The 17,007-nt window shown below is 39.2% G+C and carries 16 protein-coding genes; 3 read left to right on the top strand and 13 right to left on the bottom strand.

Annotated features, from left to right (window positions below):
* Position 1: 1 nt before the first annotated feature.
* Positions 2 to 1,360 (bottom strand): nitrogen assimilation response regulator NtrX, encoded by a 1,359-nt coding sequence (gene ntrX, locus FS875_RS01730; RefSeq protein ID WP_144752174.1) that lies wholly within the window; start codon positions 1,358 to 1,360, stop codon positions 2 to 4.
* Between the two features lies 1 nt (position 1,361).
* Positions 1,362 to 3,626 (bottom strand): sensor histidine kinase NtrY-like, encoded by a 2,265-nt coding sequence (locus FS875_RS01725; protein WP_144752227.1) that lies wholly within the window; start codon positions 3,624 to 3,626, stop codon positions 1,362 to 1,364.
* A 180-nt stretch (positions 3,627 to 3,806) separates the two neighbouring features.
* Between FS875_RS01725 and rirA the strand changes: the two genes are divergently transcribed.
* Genes rirA through FS875_RS01710 form a run of 3 tightly spaced genes read left to right on the top strand, consistent with a single transcriptional unit; the run spans position 3,807 to position 5,935 of the window.
* Complete coding sequence (gene rirA, locus FS875_RS01720; RefSeq protein WP_144752171.1) at positions 3,807 to 4,238, top strand: iron-responsive transcriptional regulator RirA; 432 nt, start codon at positions 3,807 to 3,809, stop codon at positions 4,236 to 4,238.
* Positions 4,239 to 4,259: 21 nt separating this feature from the next.
* Positions 4,260 to 5,450, top strand: coding sequence for a bifunctional 2-C-methyl-D-erythritol 4-phosphate cytidylyltransferase/2-C-methyl-D-erythritol 2,4-cyclodiphosphate synthase (locus tag FS875_RS01715; RefSeq protein ID WP_207999943.1), 1,191 nt, complete (start codon positions 4,260 to 4,262; stop codon positions 5,448 to 5,450).
* A complete protein-coding gene (locus tag FS875_RS01710) occupies positions 5,447 to 5,935 on the top strand; it encodes a CinA family protein (RefSeq protein ID WP_144752166.1) in 489 nt (162 codons plus the stop codon). The genes FS875_RS01715 and FS875_RS01710 overlap by 4 nt, the downstream gene beginning before the upstream one ends.
* A gap of 821 nt (positions 5,936 to 6,756) precedes the next feature.
* On the opposite strand, the gene FS875_RS01705 is transcribed toward FS875_RS01710, so the two are convergent.
* From FS875_RS01705 to eno, 11 genes are all read right to left on the bottom strand, one after another.
* The gene (locus tag FS875_RS01705; RefSeq protein ID WP_144752163.1) at positions 6,757 to 7,218 is read right to left on the bottom strand and encodes a type II toxin-antitoxin system RatA family toxin; all 462 of its coding nucleotides are present in this window, start codon (positions 7,216 to 7,218) and stop codon (positions 6,757 to 6,759) included.
* Positions 7,219 to 7,220: 2 nt separating this feature from the next.
* A complete protein-coding gene (gene lipA, locus FS875_RS01700) occupies positions 7,221 to 8,183 on the bottom strand; it encodes a lipoyl synthase (RefSeq protein WP_144752160.1) in 963 nt (320 codons plus the stop codon).
* Between the two features lie 68 nt (positions 8,184 to 8,251).
* Positions 8,252 to 9,712 (bottom strand): dihydrolipoyl dehydrogenase, encoded by a 1,461-nt coding sequence (gene lpdA / locus FS875_RS01695; protein WP_144752157.1) that lies wholly within the window; start codon positions 9,710 to 9,712, stop codon positions 8,252 to 8,254.
* A 222-nt stretch (positions 9,713 to 9,934) separates the two neighbouring features.
* Positions 9,935 to 11,278 (bottom strand): pyruvate dehydrogenase complex dihydrolipoamide acetyltransferase, encoded by a 1,344-nt coding sequence (locus tag FS875_RS01685; RefSeq protein WP_144752151.1) that lies wholly within the window; start codon positions 11,276 to 11,278, stop codon positions 9,935 to 9,937.
* A 14-nt stretch (positions 11,279 to 11,292) separates the two neighbouring features.
* The gene (locus FS875_RS01680; RefSeq protein WP_144752149.1) at positions 11,293 to 12,657 is read right to left on the bottom strand and encodes a pyruvate dehydrogenase complex E1 component subunit beta; all 1,365 of its coding nucleotides are present in this window, start codon (positions 12,655 to 12,657) and stop codon (positions 11,293 to 11,295) included.
* A gap of 16 nt (positions 12,658 to 12,673) precedes the next feature.
* Positions 12,674 to 13,714 carry a pyruvate dehydrogenase (acetyl-transferring) E1 component subunit alpha gene (gene pdhA, locus FS875_RS01675; protein ID WP_144752145.1) on the bottom strand — a complete coding sequence of 347 codons (1,041 nt, stop codon included), beginning with the start codon at positions 13,712 to 13,714 and terminating at the stop codon, positions 12,674 to 12,676.
* A gap of 135 nt (positions 13,715 to 13,849) precedes the next feature.
* Positions 13,850 to 14,161 (bottom strand): FtsB family cell division protein, encoded by a 312-nt coding sequence (locus FS875_RS01670; protein WP_139413074.1) that lies wholly within the window; start codon positions 14,159 to 14,161, stop codon positions 13,850 to 13,852.
* Between the two features lie 239 nt (positions 14,162 to 14,400).
* The gene (locus FS875_RS10950; protein ID WP_425456890.1) at positions 14,401 to 14,511 is read right to left on the bottom strand and encodes a hypothetical protein; all 111 of its coding nucleotides are present in this window, start codon (positions 14,509 to 14,511) and stop codon (positions 14,401 to 14,403) included.
* The gene (locus FS875_RS01665) at positions 14,481 to 14,765 is read right to left on the bottom strand and encodes a ribosome small subunit-dependent GTPase A (protein ID WP_425456889.1); all 285 of its coding nucleotides are present in this window, start codon (positions 14,763 to 14,765) and stop codon (positions 14,481 to 14,483) included. The genes FS875_RS10950 and FS875_RS01665 overlap by 31 nt, the downstream gene beginning before the upstream one ends.
* Before the next feature lie 391 nt (positions 14,766 to 15,156).
* Positions 15,157 to 15,564 (bottom strand): TM2 domain-containing protein, encoded by a 408-nt coding sequence (locus FS875_RS01660; protein WP_144752143.1) that lies wholly within the window; start codon positions 15,562 to 15,564, stop codon positions 15,157 to 15,159.
* 114 nt (positions 15,565 to 15,678) lie between these two features.
* Positions 15,679 to 16,947 (bottom strand): phosphopyruvate hydratase, encoded by a 1,269-nt coding sequence (gene eno, locus FS875_RS01655; RefSeq protein ID WP_144752140.1) that lies wholly within the window; start codon positions 16,945 to 16,947, stop codon positions 15,679 to 15,681.
* Positions 16,948 to 17,007: the final 60 nt, after the last annotated feature.

Genomic DNA, 17,007 nt, shown 5'->3' with positions numbered 1-17,007 from the left:
TTCAAGAAACTCCAAGCGCTTTAAGCTTACGGTGCAAAGCTGAACGCTCCATGCCTATAAATTCAGCAGTACGCGATATATTTCCACCCAAACGCCCAATCTGCGCCACTAAATATCTCTTTTCAAATAATTCTCGTGCTTCACGCAACGGTAAATCCATAATACTTTCATCCGAATCCATTTGAAGACGTGGTAAAGGATCACTCACTTCACTGGGAAGAAAGTCCGCTGTTATCGGACCATCACCATCCCGCACAAGAATAAGAAGACGCTCAATATTATTGCGTAATTGCCGTACATTACCTGGCCAAGCATGCGTTTGCAAAATAGCGATTACATCATCACTGATTTCACGCGGCTTAATTCCAACTTGTTGCGATATTGTTTTTACAAAATGATGTACAAGTTCTGGAATATCTTCACGACGCGCTGATAATGGTGGAACAGTAATAGGAACAACCGAAAGGCGGTGGAAAAGATCTTCTCTAAAACGCCCATCGGAAATGAGGTTTTCAAGATTTTGCGCTGTTGAAGAAATGATACGAACATCCACCTTAACACGTTTTGTACCACCAACTCTCTCAAATGTCTGTCCCGTTAATACTCGTAGAATCTTACCCTGAGTTTCACGCGGCATATCAGCAATTTCATCAATATAGAGTATCCCACCATGGGCTTCCTCTAAAGCACCGATCTTGCGCTCTCTTCCCTCCATTTCGCTGCCAAACAACTCTATTTCCATTCTGTCCGGCGTAATCGTTGCCGCATTTATTGTCACAAATGGCCCATTTGAACGTGTTGAGAGTGCATGAATCGTTCGTGCAACAGTCTCTTTTCCCGCTCCTGAAGGACCTGTTATCATGATGCGACTATTGGTTGGTGCTACTTTTTCTATAATGTGACGCAAGTTTCTCATAACTGTCGATTTTCCGATCAACTCCAATGTCTCATTTGAACGTTTTCGCAATTCTAAAAGCTCACGTTTTAAATTTGAGTTTTCCAGTGTTCTTTCTGCAACCAATACAAGTCTATCAGCTTTAAAGGGTTTCTCAATGAAATCATAGGCTCCACGCTTTATAGCCGAAACAGCAGTCTCAATATTACCATGACCAGAGATCATAACCACCGGAAGAGATGGATATTGTATCTTAATTTCATCAAGTAGTGCTAAACCATCGAGGCGGCTCCCTTGTAACCAAATATCTAAAAAAATGAGTTTTGGAATACGCTCACTAATTTGAGCTAAAGCTTCATCAGAGTTACAAGCAACACGCGTTTCATAACCTTCATCATCTAAAATACCAGCAACAAGCTCACGAATATCTGCTTCATCATCAACAATCAAGATATCTGATACCATACTATTCCCCTGTCTTATGATTTATGGCTTGTATAATACTACCCTGCTTTCCCCCATCTGAGGGAAATATCAAACGGATCATCGCACCACGACCTTCATAAAAACTCTCCGGTGCATCATGGAGCTCCATGGAGCCTCCGTGATCTTCAATAACTTTGCGCACAATGGCTAGGCCTAGTCCTGTTCCTTTCTCCCGTGTTGTTATATAGGGTTCTAATAACTTTTGTCTTTGCTCTTTAGGAAGTCCTTTCCCGTTATCAACAACATCCACAACCACCCATTCTTCTTGACGATAAGAACGGACGAGGATATGACCATGGATATTTTCCTCTCGCATAACCGAATCGATGGATTCACTCGCATTTTTGATAACATTGCAAAAAGCCTGGACAATAAGACGATTATCAAACGCACCCATAAGGGGTAGAATTCCCAAATCTTGCTCAAATTGAATATCATGTCGCGTCACTTCTATCAAGAAACATGCTTCGCGCAACAATTCACGTATATCTAAAACATGCATTTGTGGTTTGGGCATACGCGCAAAAGAAGAAAACTCATCAACCATACGTCCAATATCTCCAACTTGGCGAATAATTGTGTCAATACACCGCTCAAAGACCTCTCTATCTTGTGTAATAACTTTGTTATAACGTTTGCGAATACGTTCAGCCGATAACTGAATAGGTGTGAGGGGATTTTTAATTTCGTGTGCAATACGCCGCGCAATATCCGCCCACGCCGCTGTACGTTGCGCTGCAACGAGATCTGTAATATCATCAATTGTTAAAACCCAAGATTGCCCTTGTCCATCATTCTCTTCCATTGTAACTTGGACATTACAAACACGCTCTTTTCCTGCAACGTTTAAAGTGACCTGCTCACGATGATTTTTACGTCCCAATGAACGCGCAAACTGAAAAACTTGCCAAATTTCAGCACTTAAAGATAAAAGACTTTGTCCAACAACCTGTTCAAAGCGAATATCAAACATCGTTTCAATAGATCGATTGATAATTGTAATATCACCATTATCATCAATCCCTGCCACTCCCGCTGTTACACCCGATAACACGGCTTCAGAAAAACGCCGTCTCTCATCAATTTGATCACGTACTGCAATCAACTCATTGCGTCGACTTTTTAATTCACTAACCATGTAATTAAAAGTTTTGGATAATTGCCCAATATCCCCATCTTTTGCTCGCACTGGCACAAAAATTTCCATATTCCCAGAAGCAACATCATCAGCAGCACTAATGAGAAGACGAATAGGACGAACTAAGCGATCAGCAACAGCAATAGCGGCCCAAATAGCGGATAAGAATAAACTAAAAAAAAGACATAAATAAAGCATACCAAATGCAATTTGTGTCAGTAGGCGATTTTCATTTAAATCACGATAACGGTCTGTATTAACTTCTGTCAAACGCAAAGCCGATAAAACGCCTTTATCAACGTCACGCACCAAATATAAAAATGTGTTGGGGATATTGTTAAATTTTAAAATAATACCAAAATAATCATGCACGCCTGGTTGAAAAGAAAAAGGCCTCGCACTGGTTGCACGCTCGATAAGGTGCGAAGGAGGAATTGGGAGTTTATCCTCATCCCCAAGAGCACTTGATACAAAAATCGTTCCGCTAGAACTTAACAAAAATGCACCACGCAAATTGCGTCCTAGAGCATGACGCGTTAATTGCATCCGATATTCAGCGGGATTACGCTCTAAAAGTTTTTTGTTATCAAGTGCAAACGCCATCGCGTAGGATAAATTTTTTAAATTTTGAAGCATTTCATCTGCATAAGCATTTGCTAAATCAATAGAAGAACCGACAATTTGCCGCGTTGTTGTATCAAACCATCGATCAAGCCCTAAATTTAGTGCTGGACCCGATACAAGAGCGACAGCAACAGCTGGCATGGTCGCAACAAGTGCAAACAATGAAATAAGGCGCACATGAAGACGCGAGCCTGCACGCCTTGAACGCCAAGCTCGAATGATGGGAATCATCTCATAAAAAACGATGACAACAAGCGCTAAAACCCAAAAACTATTGATCCCTATAAGAATAAGGGTTACTGTTCTACTCGGAACAACAGGGGTCAATCCAATGAGAATGATAAACGAAATAGAGGCTGTAAGTAAAGCCAATACGATAATTGCGATCCCTAAAAAGATATATACCTTACTTAAACGATATAACTCATCGTTATAAGTGTTTTTATCAATATCTTGAGGATTCGTCACAGATGTTGCATTCATCATAAGCTTACAGATCCTTATCTCATTATTCTCATATAACCTTTTGTGACAAAAATTGACAATAATAATACTCCATTTAAAATAGGGCAAATAAATATAGTCAATAAGGAAGAACTTCTGCATTTTGCAAAATATCTTTAAAATAAACTTCCCCCGACTATACTTTACAAAGGAAAAGAGATGCGATTAACAAAACAAACGAATTATGCTCTTCGAATGCTCATGTATTGTGCAGATAATCAGGGATCACTCAGTCGTGTTCCAGAAATTGCTAAAACATACGCTGTTTCAGAACTTTTTTTATTTAAAATCCTTCAACCGCTTGTTCAAGCAGGTTTTATACAAACAGTGCGTGGACGCAATGGTGGTGTTAAATTAGCTAAACCCGCAGAAGAGATTTCCGTTGCTGATGTTTTGAAAGTAACAGAAGATAACTTTTCCCTCGCAGAATGTTTTGATAATGCTGAACCCAATTGTCCATTGATTGATTTTTGTGGTTTGAATACCGCACTTCACAAAGCATTAAATGCTTTTTTTGAGGTGTTATCCGTGATATCCCTTGCTGATCTACAACGACCATCCTTTCACAATCGTTTTAAAGTTAACAAATAATAAAACATAAGGAGATTCAGTATTTCTATTGCAGCAATCATATTAGCCGCTGGACGTGGTGAAAGAGCAGGATCTCCCCATGAAGTTCCAAAACAATATCGGCTTCTAGGACAAAAGCCGATTATTTATCATACCGTACATTGTTTTTTGCAGCATCCAGCGATCACAACAATTATTCTCGTTATTCATCCAGAAGATCATCAAATCTGTGAACAAGCACTCGCCGAATTTAAAGAACGCCTCATTATTGTTGAAGGGGGCAATACACGTCAAATCTCTACCTTACATGGACTTCAGGCACTTAAAAAATTTAATCCCCAATATGTGCATATTCATGATGGTGCACGTCCCTTTATCGAAAAGAAGCTTCTTGATAACATTCATAACACACTCACACCTCAAGAAGGCGTTCTTCCTGTTCTCCCCATTTCTGATACCCTTAAACGCGTCAATCATCAGCATGTTTTAGAAACAATTCCCCGTACCCATCTTTATAGTGCACAAACACCACAGTGTTTTCCCTTTGAACATATCTTAGCGGCCCATAAACAAGCAAAAAAAGTTTCTAAAGAAGACTTCACTGATGATTGTGCAATTGCCGAATGGTTTGGGATTCCTATGCTTACTGTTCTAGGTGATCCTCATAATATAAAAATTACATGGAATGAAGATTTTGATACCGCTCATTTATATCTCCAGAAAAAAATGCAAATGTTTCCTGATATTCGTACTGGCAATGGTTATGATGTCCATTCTTTCGAAGAAGGGGATTGTCTTATATTATGTGGTATAAAAATTCCTTTTCATAAAAAATTAAATGGACATTCTGATGCAGATGTTGCTTTTCATGCATTAACAGATGCTCTTCTTGCAACTCAAGGTGCAGGAGATATCGGTACACATTTTCCTCCCTCTGATCCGCAATGGAAAAATGTATCATCAGAAATTTTTCTTCGTCATGCTCTCGATATTGTCACACAAGCAGGTGGTCGTATTGCTAATGTGGATATCACCTTGATTGCTGAAGAACCTAAAATCGGTCCTTATCGTCAAACAATGATGGAAAATCTTATGCGCATTCTCACACTTTCATCCGATCGAATTTCCATTAAAGCAACAACAAACGAAAAGCTTGGATTTATTGGTCGTGGCGAAGGTATTGCGGCTTTGGCAACAGCAAGTATTCTTTATCCAGGAGAAATTCCTCAATGACATATTTTTGTGAAAAACAAGCGCGTGAAGTTCTTAATACTTGTCGCCAAAAGGGGGTACTTTTAACAACTGTAGAGTCTTGTACAGGGGGGCTCATTGCTGCAAGCCTCACAAATATTGCAGGATCATCCGATGTTCTCGATTGTGGATTCGTTGTTTATTCAAATGAAGCCAAAACACGCCTTGTTGGTGTAGATGCTGAGCTTATAAAAAACTATGGTGCTGTTTCAAAAGAAGTGGCTCTTGCAATGGCAGAAGGTGGATTAAAACATTCACAAGCTGACATTGCGGTTTCTGTAACAGGAATTGCGGGTCCAGGAGGTGCAACTCTGAACAAACCTGTTGGACTTGTGCATCTTGCCGTTGCTTACAAAAATTACTCTCCCCTACACAAAGAAATGCACTTTGGTCATCTTGATCGCAAGGCTATCCGCCATGCAACTGTTGAAAATGCTTTTCAAATGATTCTGGAGCGGCTTCTCTGAATTCCCATACCAATTTCAAAACTCTCTGTTCTACATTGGAGCCCATAATTATAATCATCTTGAAAAAATAATTTATTGTCTCCTAACTTAGAAATGAAAGACCTGAATATCATAAGATTATCTCCAGTCCTGTTTTATGATAAAACAATCAAAATCTCTCCTCTCCTGCACTTTACAAATGAAAAAAACTATGGGGATAAAAAATTATTAAAGAAAGAAATATTTATACCTCTCTCAAGTGCCAAGAGTTGTTGCAATAGCTCAGAGATAACCAATTAACAGTGCAAACTCACTTTTTTATAAGTGTAAATGCGATGCATAATGGATTTTATACATTTTTATAGAAGCTTTATACTATTTATGAACGCTGTCGTGAAATAAACGTGCTTGCGCTAAAAGATATTTTTTAAAGCAAAGCCCATGAATATGTAACGCAAGCCGATACCATTACATACTTTTCCAGCTTTTAATATTACGACAATCCTTAACACTTAAAACAATTCATAAAAGACATAAGTGTTCTTGTCTTTAATAGTTTTTATCTACACGCCCCCCTCCTTGTAACGTGCAAGCGAGTGGTTTTGATTGATTCAATATAAAACAAATTTTGAATAAGTGCAGCTTATAATATTAAGAATTTTAACTCAATATAAATAGCAATAAACTATCATTATAAATCAATATTTTGTCTAATAATATTGTGATTCTCCGTTTAAAAGATGTGCCCCTAAAAAAGAAAAAAATCATAAAAATAGACATCGATTTTCATCTTTACATCTTCATAAGCAGCAATGGGGATTGTTAAAAAATAACGGAATAGATCATGTTATCGCAGAACCATAAATCTTATGGGCACGCTTTTCAAAAGCATCGGTAAATTTACGAAATGCAATATCAAACATGGAGCCCATCACGCGTCCGAGTATTTTACTTTTAAATTCATAATCAATAAAAAACTCTACATTACATGCATTAGTATTTTCAATATTATGAAAGACCCAACGATTTTCAAGATATTTAAATGGACCATCAATATAATTAACCTCTATCAAACTTTTCTTTGGCTGAAGAAAAACTTGGGTCGTAAACGTTTCTCGAATAACCTTATAGCCGACAGTCATATCTGCAAGAAGCAATGTCTTTTCGTCACATTCTTTGCGAGAACGTATTATTAAAGCCTCACACATGGGTAAAAACTCAGGATAACGTTCAATATCTGACACAAGTTCAAACATTTCACGAGCACTGTGAGCAATCTGTCGATGTGTTGTAAAAGTTGGCATAATTATCTCTGTAAAGCAAATTTCTCATCACGTGCCTTTTGCAAAATTGCAAAATCATCGCCTGCATGATGAGATGAACGCGTCAGAGGATTGGAAGCCATATGTAAAAAACCCTTCACTTTACCAATTTTGGCAAAAGACTCAAATTCTTCAGGAGGTACAAAACGAATAACCGGATGATGTTTTCGTGTAGGCTGCAAATATTGACCAATTGTCATAAAGTCAACATCTGCAGAGCGTAAATCATCCATCAATTGAAGAATTTCATTTCGTTCTTCTCCGAGTCCAACCATAATTCCTGATTTTGTAAAGATTGTCGGATCAAGTTCTTTCACGCGTTGTAAGAGACGAATCGAATGAAAATAACGTGCTCCTGGACGAACCTTTAAATATTTAGAAGGAACCGTTTCTAAATTATGATTAAAAACATCAGGTTTAGCAGAAACAACAACTTCTAAAGCCCCATCCTTATGACGAAAGTCAGGTGTGAGAACTTCAATTGTTGTTTTTGGCGCCTTTCGACGAATAGCGTAAATAACTTTCGCAAAATGCTCAGCACCACCATCAGCCAAATCATCACGATCAACCGATGTAATAACGACATGTTTTAATTCCATTCGTGCAACAGCATCTGCTACACGTTCTGGTTCATTCTCATCCACAGCAAGTGGAATACCTGTTGCAACATTGCAAAATGCACATGCCCGCGTACATATTTCACCCAAAATCATAAAACTGGCATGTCGCCTGCTCCAACATTCACCAATATTTGGACAACCTGCTTCTTCACATACGGTTACTAATTTATGGGCGCGGACAATACCATGCGTTTCCTTATAAATTGGCGATGTTGGCGCTTTTACACGAATCCAATCTGGCTTTTTCTGAACGCTTGTATCCGGACGATGAGCCTTTTCAGGATGACGCAAACGTCTATTCGTAACTCTATCAACAACCGTAACCATTTAAGCCTTTGCCTTATCAATACGAACGAGCAATGAAAAATATAAGATCTTTCACACAAACCCAATCATCAAGCATTTAAAACTTGACCATAAGCATCCAATACACTTTCTTTCATCATTTCCGATAAGGTCGGATGGGGAAAGACAGTATGCATCAATTCTTCCTCTGTTGTTTCAAGATTCATGGCAATAACAAAACCCTGTATCAGTTCTGTTACCTCAGCCCCTACCATATGGGCGCCAAGAAGCTGTCCTGTTTTTTTATCAAAAATCGTTTTTACTAACCCCTGATCTTCACCCAAAGCAATCGCCTTGCCATTTGCGGAAAAAGAATAACGACCAATACGTATATCATACCCTGCTTCTTTTGCGGCTTTCTCAGAAAGCCCAACAGATGCAACTTGCGGGGTGCAATAGGTGCACCCTGGAATTTTTTTCTTATCAAGCGGATGAACATTCTTCAACCCTGCGAGACGTTCAACGCATATCACACCTTCTTCTTCTGCTTTATGCGCCAACATAGGTGGACCAGCGACATCGCCAATAGCATAGATACCCTCTACACCTGTCCGACTCCATTCATCGGTTACAATGCACCCACGATCCGTTTTTATACCTAATGCTTCTAATCCAAGATTTTCAATATTACCCTGAACCCCAACAGCTGAAATCAATCGATCCGTTGTAATCGCTTCTGTTTTACCTTTTACATCAACATGCGCAGTAAGAGAATCGGTAGCTTTTTCAACCTTTATTACTTTTGCTTGGCTTAGAATACGAATGCCTTTTTTCTCTAATTGTTTACGCGCGAATGTAGAGATTTCAATATCTTCAGCCGGCATAATATGAGGCATCATTTCAACAACAGTAACCTCTGCTCCCATATCATGATAAAAGGACGCAAATTCAATGCCAATTGCTCCAGACCCCATGACCAAAAGTGATTTTGGCATGGTAGGGGGGATCATCGCTTCAAAATAAGTCCAAATGAGCTTTCCATCTGGCTCAATACCAGGAAGGACACGAGGACGTGCACCCGTTGCAATAATGACGTGTTTTGCTTGATAAGTTCCCTTTCCTAATGTCCCTTTAGGGATTGGATTTTGCGGTTGTGTAACCGGTTTGGAGGATGAAGAAACCACAATTTCCGCAAGCTGGCTTGCCTTTGCGGCCTTCGTTAGTTTTGCTTCACCCCAAATGATATCAATGTTGTTTTTTTTCATCAAAAAACCAACACCCGCATTTAAACGCGCCGAAACCGCGCGCGAACGCGCTACAACATCTTTGATATTGGCTTCAATTGAACCGTTTATCTTTAAACCATAATTTTTTGCATGTTCAGCAAAATGTTTTATTTCTGCTGAACGCAAAAGCGCCTTTGTTGGAATACATCCCCAATTTAAGCAAATCCCACCGAGATGTTCACGTTCAACAATCGCAGTCTTGAAGCCACATTGTGCCGCACGAATTGCAGTTACATATCCGCCAGGTCCCGATCCAATTACAATTATATCATAAAGATTCGCCACAGTAATCCCTCCATGGATATACACAAAACGGATACGCACTCTTTAAGCTTAAAACTAAAAAAATAATAAGACAAAATTTCTTTTTATCCTTCATTCTAAACTTCACAGGGAATGCCCTTGCTAAATCAGTAACAACCCCACTCTTCAAACTCTTTAAATCCGCTTTTACCATATTCATATACCACGCTACACAAACAGTTTACGTAAAGCACTTAAAACATCTCAAATGAGCATTGCTAATGGATTTTCAATCATCTTCTTAAAAGTCCGTGCAAGCTCTGCTGCCAGTGCACCATCAACAGCACGATGATCAACGGAAAGTGTAACAGACATGACGCTCGCAATTCCTAAGGCACCATTTTTAACAACAGCACGCTGCTCACCAGCGCCAACGGCAAAAATCGTCGCATGCGGCGGATTAAGAATAGCAGAAAAACTTTTCACGCCATACATTCCCATATTCGATACAGCTGTTGTTCCCCCCTGATATTCTTCCATTTTTAATTTGCGCTCACGTGCACGCTTTGCATAATCTTTCATCTCATTAGAAATAACCGATAAAGATTTTTCCTCTGCATGGCGAATAATGGGAGTAATTAATCCATCTGGAACAGAAACAGCAACCCCAACATCACAGTGTTTATGATGAAGTATGCCACCTTCAAGCCAAGAAACATTCGCATCAGGAACAGCTTTCAAAGAAAATGCTACAGCTTTAATAACCATATCATTAACGGATAGCTTATAAGCGGGCTTTGCGCCATCTTGCGTCTTAATCATGGGTGCAGCAGCATTCAATTGCGCGCGCAGTTCCAATAATGCATCGAGTTCACAATCTACCGTTACATAAAAATGCGGTACTGTCTGCTTTGATTCAACCAAACGTTTAGCGATTGTTTTACGCATATTATTATGAGCTGTGAATGTATATTCACCCTCTTTAAAGAGTTGTAATATCTGTTTATCAGACATACCTGCTGCAACCTTCTGTCCACCGTGTGATGAATCAAAAGCTGTAAAAACACCACCGCTCATAGCTTTTTCTACATCGCGCTTGATAATACGTCCATGGGGACCACTTCCAGAAACAAGGGATAAGTCAAGACCTGCCTGAGAAGCTAATCGCCGCGCTAAGGGAGAGGCAAAAAGACGAGTTCCCTCTTTATCTTGCTGTATTAATTGCTGAGTGGATGATTCATGAGACATCTTTGTCCCCTTTGAGTCCGTCTGCTTCAGAGGATCTATCTGTTTTTCTTCCTTTGGTTCTTGTTTTATAGAAGAAGAAGTCTTTTCTGCAACTTTTGCAGCTTCAGCTAAATCTTCACCTTCTTCTGCTAAAACAACTATTAAAGAATTCACTTTAACGCCTTGTGTTCCGGCAGGAACAACAATTTTGGCAACTGTTCCCTCATCAACGGCCTCGACTTCCATCGTCGCTTTATCCGTCTCAATTTCAGCAATAACATCCCCAGAGGAAACCTTATCGCCCTCCTTAATATTCCATTTTGTTAAATTTCCCTCTTCCATCGTAGGGGAAAGCGCTGGCATTGTAATTTTAATGGGCATTGTGCTTTCCTCCGTTATGCTCTGTATGTCACAGCCTTAACGGCCTCAATAATTTCAGCAGTATCAGGCAAAGCCAACTTCTCAAGATTAGCAGCATAAGGCATCGGAACATCTTTGCCAGAAATCGTCGCAATTGGTGCATCAAGATAATCAAAAGCCTGTTGCATAACACGCGTTGCTATTTCAGTTCCTACAGATGACTGAGGAAAACCCTCTTCAATTGTTACCAAACGGCCCGTCTTCTTAACGGAAGAAAGAATTGTCGGAAGATCCATCGGACGAATGGTTCGTAAATCAATTAATTCAACGTCAATACCAAGTTTTTCAATTTCTGGTAATGCTTGAACAGCGTAATGCATACCAATCCCACAAGCAACAATCGTCACATCTTGTCCAGACTTATGAAGTCGTGCCCGCCCAATAGGCAAAATAAAATCATCAAGTTGAGGAACCTCAAATTGATGCCCGTACAAAATTTCATTTTCAAGAAAAATAACAGGATTATCATCACGAATAGCCGCTTTTAGCAAACCTTTTGCATCTGCAGCATTATAAGGCATAACAACTTTCAGACCTGGAATATGACTATACCAAGCAGCATAGCATTGAGAATGTTGAGCACCAACACGCGCAGCCGCGCCATTGGGACCACGGAAAACCATAGGAGCTGTCATTTGTCCACCAGACATGTAACGGGTTTTCGCTGCAGAGTTAATAATTTGATCCATTGCCTGCATAGCAAAATTAAATGTCATAAACTCAACAATAGGACGTAACCCTCCAAAAGCAGCTCCAACAGCTAGTCCAGCAAAACCATGTTCTGTAATTGGGGTATCAATAACGCGCCGTTCCCCGAATTCTTCCAACAAACCTTGGCTAACCTTATAGGCTCCTTGATATTGCGCAACTTCTTCCCCCATGAGAAAAACCTTTTCATCACGCCGCATTTCTTCAGCCAAAGCCTGATTAAGCGCTTCACGAACTGTCATTGTCACCATTTCTGTTCCCGCTGGAATATCAAAATCAGGAGGCGGAGAAAAAGCAAGAGACTGCGGAGCTGATGAAGGAAAAGAAGGAGAAGACACTTCAGGTTTTGGTGCTGTATTGGTAGGGTGCGAAATATCTTCAGCACGCTCACCTTCTTCTAACAAAACTGCAATAACACTGTTAACCTTTACGCCTTCAGAACCTTCAGGCACAAAAACTTTACCAAGCGTACCTTCATCAACAGCCTCTACTTCCATTGTCGCCTTATCTGTCTCAATTTCAGCAATAACATCGCCAGAGCTAACCTTATCACCTTCTTTCTTGAGCCATTTAGATAGTTTACCTTCTTCCATCGTTGGTGAAAGCGCCGGCATCAAAATATCAATAGACATACTTGCTTCCCTCGCATCAAACTAAAATATCCGTATAGAGCTCAGAAGCATCTGGCTCTTGATCACTTTGTGCAAAATCTGCTGCGTCAGCAACAATTGCACGGACCTCTTTCTCAATCGACTTTAAATCATCTTCGCTCGCCCAATTTCGTTTAAGAATCCGACTTTTTACTTGATCAATCGGATCATGTTCCTCTTTTATTTTTTGGACTTCTTCTTTAGAGCGATATTTTGCTGGATCAGACATGGAATGACCACGATAGCGATAAGTCTGCATATCGAGAATAATCGGCCCTTTACCCGAACGAGCCCAAGAAATTGCTTCATCAGCAGCTCCTTTTACGGAGCGAACATCCATACCGTCAACAACAATACCTGGAATTTCAAAAGAAAGACCGCGGCGAGAAAAATCAGTTTCTGCGGATGCCCGTGAAACGGATGTTCCCATAGCATACTGATTGTTTTCAATAATATAAACTACAGGCAGCTTCCAAAGTGAAGCCATATTAAAACTTTCGTAAACCTGCCCCTGATTTGCAGCGCCATCACCAAAATAAACCAATGTCACATTATCTTTACCAAGATATTGATTCGAAAATGCCAAGCCTGAACCTATAGGAACCTGCGCGCCAACAATACCATGTCCACCATAAAAATTCTTTTCTTTAGAGAACATATGCATCGAGCCACCTTTGCCTTTGGAAAATCCTCCTTGGCGTCCTGTTAATTCTGCCATGACGCCGCGCGGACTCATCCCAACAGCTAACATATGGCCATGATCACGGTAAGATGTAATAACCTGATCACCTTCTTTTGTTGCCTTTAATGTTCCAATAACAACAGCTTCCTGTCCAATATAAAGGTGACAAAATCCCCCAATAAGCCCCATACCATAAAGTTGTCCTGCTTTTTCTTCAAAACGGCGAATTAAAAGCATTTCACGATAGGCATCAATTTCTTCCTCTTTTGTAAAATCTGCTATTGGTGCTTTCTTTGTGGTGCTTGATAATGCAGTATGCGCCACTGACGCAGAATTTTTTTTAAGTCGTTCTGCCATATTAAACTCCCTTTTATGATTATTTAGGAATAACCTTTACGAACAAAAGTTACAAGCCTTATCAATCGGCTTAAACAATATCATTGCTGATTATCGGTTAAATTAAGCGATTTTTTATTTACCTTTGGTATCATTTTAAGGCATTAAGATTGTCAATTCATTTGGTTTAGAAAAATTTAAATTCTTTCGGACATATTCATCCAACATATCCTTTTCAATATGTCCATTGCGTAAAAGAGAAATACGCTTTTCAATGAACTCCCGCTCAGCTTCTATTTTATGAAGCTCCTTTTCTAATTCGCTAATCTGCTGATTAACTTCACTGCGTGAATATAATCCATACTCACCATGATAAATATGGTAACTGAAATAGCTTAAAACGCCCACCGTCATAAGAGGTAGTACAAAACGCACCTTAATCGATCGACGTTTCTGCTTTGTCCACATAAAATAGCACAGTCTCTACAGCACAAGTTTCTTCATATTCTGCCTAACTATGCACGATTTTGATTAACACCTCATTACTCAATCTACACACGCAAACAATTTGTTATCACTAAATTATCCCCCCCTTGAACACAATCAAAGTAAGCTGAATGCCTCACTTTTTATATTATAAATATTCTCTAATTTGCAGCTTTTTTTCTAAAATTTTCTGTTAAAATAAGGATAAAATCAATCGATACTCAAGGTATAATTATAAAAATAATCCCTAATCTCGGAGTAAATGGCATAGTTATTATACTTAGTCCATTTATAAAAAGCATTACAACACCTGTCGCAATTTTACCGGCCATAAAGCGGTGAATCCCCAATGTACCAAAAACCAACAAATAAGAGCTAAAGCTAATCGCGATCGTTCTCTTGCCTTTCGATCCAAAAGAGGGAGAACAGACTTAATACGCTCTCCTTCACACACAAAGTCAACGTTGTCCCCTACCTTTGGTGTTTTTTTCCCTAACCAATTCCAACTCGCAAATTGATAACGCTTACCATCAGCCCCTGAAACGAAATAATCTCCTTGATCTTGGCCAATAATCTTACCCTTCATCCTTGCCCACCTATAAAGCTGCTCCTCATGTGTTCTTCATAAAGAGTTATTTCTAATCTGATGATATATCGATTAACCTCACGACATAAATAAAATTTGTAGCAGCCGTGATAAACATGAAATTAAAATAGCTTAGAGCTCCCCCAGTAACCTAATGTTTTCTACTGCTATAAGCTAGCAATACAAAACATACCTTAGTTGATTTACGTCGTTTTTTACCCGTATAAAATAGCACAGTCTTTTTCAATACTTTTACTTGACTGTGCATATTTTTCTTAATATTTCACATTAAAGAAATAGAGTATAATAATTTGGCATGATGAACTTAATATATTGATCAAAATAAAAAGCAAACTAAATCATCTACTCCTTATTATAAATTATAAAAATTTTACAGATCTGTAATCTGATTCCCATTTTTATCCGTAAATTTTCCAGCAAGAATAAGTATGAAATCAACAATTGCCCAAATACCAGTGATCACCAATCCAGCAACCGATAAAGATAGAACAAGCATTAAAGCACCCGTCCGAACTCTCCCCACCATAAAGCGATGGACACCAAAGATACCTGCACACCAACAAAGGAGTGCAAACATTATTTTTGAGTTTTCTGTACCTGATCTCAACAATGGAAAAACAGAACTGACAACACCTCCTTCACAGACAAAATCAACGGTATCACCAATCCTTGGAGGTTTCTTTCCCAACCAATCCCAAGTCGCAAACTGATAACGTTTACCATCATCACCCGAAACGAGATATGTTCCTTGATCTTGACTAATAATTATACCTCTCATCTTAATCCCTATAAATTTAAATGCCTATAAAACGATTGCTCTATGTCTTTGATAAGACATCTTAATTTCATAATTTAAATGATCTTATACTTTCATATTTTTTGCTCACAACAATCAACGATATACATCACCAGCATAACGTGCTTGGACTCCTAGCATTTCTTCAATACGAATGAGTTGATTGTATTTTGCTAATCTATCCGAACGAGCAAGAGAACCTGTTTTAATTTGTCCACAATTCGTTGCAACCGCAAGATCTGCTATGAAAGAATCCTCTGTTTCGCCTGAGCGATGAGATATAATGGCACGATAACCTGCTTTATGTGCGACTTCTACAGCATCAAGTGTTTCACTCAATGTCCCAATTTGATTAACTTTTATGAGAATAGAATTGCCTACCCCCATTTTAATACCATCATGCAAGCGTGCTGAATTCGTTACAAATAAATCATCGCCAACAAGCTGACATTTTTTTCCAATTGTGTCCGTAAGAAGCTTCCAACCTTCCCAATCATCCTCTGCCATTCCATCTTCAATGGTAACAATAGGATAACTTTTCACAAGATGCGCCAAATAATCGACTTGTTCTTGAATGTCACGACATTTTTCCTCACCTTTATAAAAATATGAACCATTTTTATAAAATTCAGTGGAAGCACAGTCTAAACCAATGGCAATTTGCTCACCTGGTTTATAGCCAGATGTTATTATAGATTCCATAATAAAATCAATTGCTTGTTCTGCGCTTTTAAATTGAGGTGCAAAACCACCTTCATCACCAACATTGGTATTATATCCCGCATCTTTTAAACGCTTTTTTAACGCATGGAAAATTTCAGCACCATAACGGATAGCTTCCTTCACGGTAGGGGCTCCTACCGGAATAATCATAAATTCTTGAAAATCAATCAAGTTATCAGCATGAACGCCACCATTAATAATATTCATCATAGGTGTTGGAAGAATATGCGCTTGCGGTCCACCAATATAACGATACAAAGGTAAATTTAATGAGTCCGCAGCAGCTTTTGCTACAGCCAATGAAACACCAAGCAGTGCATTGGCTCCAAGACGGGCTTTATTTGGCGTTCCATCCAAAGCAATCATTGCTTGATCAATAGCGATTTGATCTCTTGCATCCCGCCCACCAAGTTCTTCAAGAATTTCGCCATTGACTGCAGCAACCGCTTTTTCAACACCTTTCCCTTGATAACGTGGACCACCATCACGAAGCTCTATAGCCTCATGTGCCCCCGTTGAAGCTCCTGAGGGAACCAACGCGCGACCAAAAGCGCCATTTTCCAAATGAACTTCAACTTCTACCGTCGGATTACCACGGCTATCAAGAACTTCACGTCCAATGATATCAACAATGATCGTCATCTATGTTTCCTTATCCAATAAAAGTCGCGATTCATTCCTAATGTCCTATTCATGAAATAT

Source organism: Bartonella saheliensis (assembly GCF_902162175.1).
The sequence above is the reverse complement of the archived record's forward strand: the minus strand, read 5'-3'. Positions and strand labels throughout refer to the sequence as shown.